Annotated in this window: 3 protein-coding genes; all 3 read right to left on the reverse strand. The window is 34.6% G+C overall.

What is annotated here, in order from left to right:
• Window positions 1-195 precede the first annotated feature (195 nt).
• Window positions 196-738, reverse strand: coding sequence for a hypothetical protein (locus tag ACHZDT_RS17290; RefSeq protein WP_394775893.1), 543 nt, complete (start codon window positions 736-738; stop codon window positions 196-198).
• Between the two features lie 69 nt (window positions 739-807).
• Window positions 808-978 (reverse strand): hypothetical protein, encoded by a 171-nt coding sequence (locus tag ACHZDT_RS17295; RefSeq protein ID WP_213302877.1) that lies wholly within the window; start codon window positions 976-978, stop codon window positions 808-810.
• Window positions 979-1,495: 517 nt separating this feature from the next.
• Entirely contained in the window at window positions 1,496-1,912 is a 417-nt protein-coding gene (locus tag ACHZDT_RS17300; RefSeq protein WP_394775894.1) for a helix-turn-helix domain-containing protein, read from the reverse strand.
• Between the last annotated feature and the right edge of the window lie 300 nt (window positions 1,913-2,212).

A 2,212-nucleotide genomic window follows, 5' to 3' on the forward strand; every position in this document is an offset into this window, starting at 1 on the left:
ACTTTGCGTGGCTTCGACTCCGCTCAGCCTGACGATATTGAGACAAAAAACTTAGAATTTCTAAAACCTAAAAATTATGCGCGCTTAATCTTTGCGCTAATGGATTAAAATCCATCCCTACAATATAAATCGAGCCGAAGGCTCTTTCTAAAAACCTTTGCGCCTTTGAACCTCTGCCTCTTTGAACCTTAAAAACTAAGCCCTCTTAATCTCATGCCCAACATATTCCTCTAAAACAGCAAACATATCATCTACCGAAAGCACTTCAAAATCAGGATGATTCTTAAGGAAATCAGCATTTAGTGTAACAAGATTTTCTTCTATTTCGTAGAAAGTATCATTGTTAAGTAAATCTCTGGTTGGGTTTACGCCTTCAAGTTTCCCGGTAAGAAATTTATTCAGCTTAACGCTGCTCATTAATTTCACTTTTTTGCTTAATTGCTGAAACAATTCAAGATGTTTTTCGGCGCCAATTAAAGCCAAACCTTCTTCGATAAGTTCGTTTAATTCCTTATTCCAACCGGATTTATGCACAAACTGAGCAAAATTTCCTTCGGCATATTGCGAATAGTAATAATCAAGATAATAACTCATCAAGGCATCTTCGTGAATAAATTCATCATCGACACCTTCCTCACGCATTAAATTGATTACCGAAATATTAGAGTGAATCACATCCTGAAGATTTTCACTATTCATTGCCGTTTCAGAAATTATTATTCTACCGAATTCCTCCATTTTTGTTTTTTTTAGATATTGATTTGCAAATTTCAGTTAAATTAAAACAGAAAAGAAATACAATCTGATTTAAATAACATCAGATTCGTCGCTATTCTTTTTCTGATTCATTTTTGTAACCAAAGCCTTTAAACGCAATGCATGAGCTTTTTTCTCCTCTTGAATTTTGGCTTTTTTCTTATTCAGCAATTTAGTATGCAAAGCCTTGTTTTTGGTGTTTTTTTCGGGACCTTTTGCCATGATTTTTGCTTTTAATTTACGTTTACAAAGATATGAAACTTGATACAAATAATTTCTTGGGCGTTTCCCTTCGGGTCGGGCTATTCGCTGCAAGTCCTCGCACTTCCTTCGTCAGGCTGTGGGCTTTTCACTTCTATCCCTAACGCGAACTTGGTTTGATGAGAAATTTAGTTTTTTTATTATTTCTGTAAAAATCAAATCTCAACCTTTACACATAGTAAACCCGACAGGTTTTAAAAACCTGTCGGGTTTCGCGAACGTAGACTTATTCGCAAACTTTGTCATTGGTTACTTTGCGAAAGACGGATTAATCACACCACCTTTACGCACAGTAAACCCGACAGGTTTTTAAAACCTGTCGGGTTTCGCGAACGGACGAAATGACAAGATTGTAGTTACTTTTCAAAGGAAGATTTTAATCAGTTGAAATTAGAATATTGCGCACAAAAAAACCTTTGTCAAAGTTTAAAACTTTGACAAAGGTGTATATCGTTTAGCAGAATTGGTTTTGCTTAAATTATTTTTCGCTTAGTAACTTTTCTAAAAAAGCAACTTTGTCTTTTTCGGCTTGAATTAATCTTTCATAAAGGTTTGTACTCTGTTCAATAGATTCAAGAAGTTTATCTAACGGATTAAAAGTACAACCAAAACCAATTCCAGTAGAATTATTATCTACGGTTTCTATATCTATGGTATTACTGATAATATTAAAAACAGCTTCTTCAGAAAAGTTTCTTATTACTTCAGCAGGAACTCCTAAAGCTTCGGCAATTGCTTTGAGTTTTTCGTCGTCAACGCTTTCGCTTCCTTCAATAATAGAAATAGATTGTTGCGTCGTTCCTATTGCAATCGCAAGTGCGTCTTGTTTCATATCTCTAAGCTCTCTTATTCGGCTAATATTTCGCCCAATATGTTTTGGTTTTGTTGTGCTCATAATTCAAAGATATTTAAAATTGTGTTACATTTTCGGTTTCGGTAGAAAACAAGATGATCTTTGTGAGATACATTTTACAAATTAATTTCCACGTTTCAAAAATACAATTTTTCTGACGATTATTGATTTTGAATTCAGAATTGCGTAATCTTGAAAGATATAAAAACACGAACTTAAAATTTTTTACCGGTTCCGATAGCGCGGATTTGCAATCCGTGCCCACAACGATATGACAAAATCTTAAAAGCGTAATATTTTAAATCACTTTGCGGGCACGGATTGCAAATCCGCGCTATCGGT

This window comes from Flavobacterium sp., assembly GCF_043722275.1.
GTDB lineage: Bacteria > Bacteroidota > Bacteroidia > Flavobacteriales > Flavobacteriaceae > Flavobacterium.

Bases quoted from the DNA above. Each gene is read 5' to 3' on its own strand.
- ACHZDT_RS17290 (WP_394775893.1), bottom strand. From the start codon at position 738: ATGGAGGAATTCGGTAGAATAATAATTTCTGAAACGGCAATGAATAGT.
- ACHZDT_RS17300 (WP_394775894.1), bottom strand. From the start codon at position 1,912: ATGAGCACAACAAAACCAAAACATATTGGGCGAAATATTAGCCGAATA.
- ACHZDT_RS17295 (WP_213302877.1), bottom strand. From the start codon at position 978: ATGGCAAAAGGTCCCGAAAAAAACACCAAAAACAAGGCTTTGCATACT.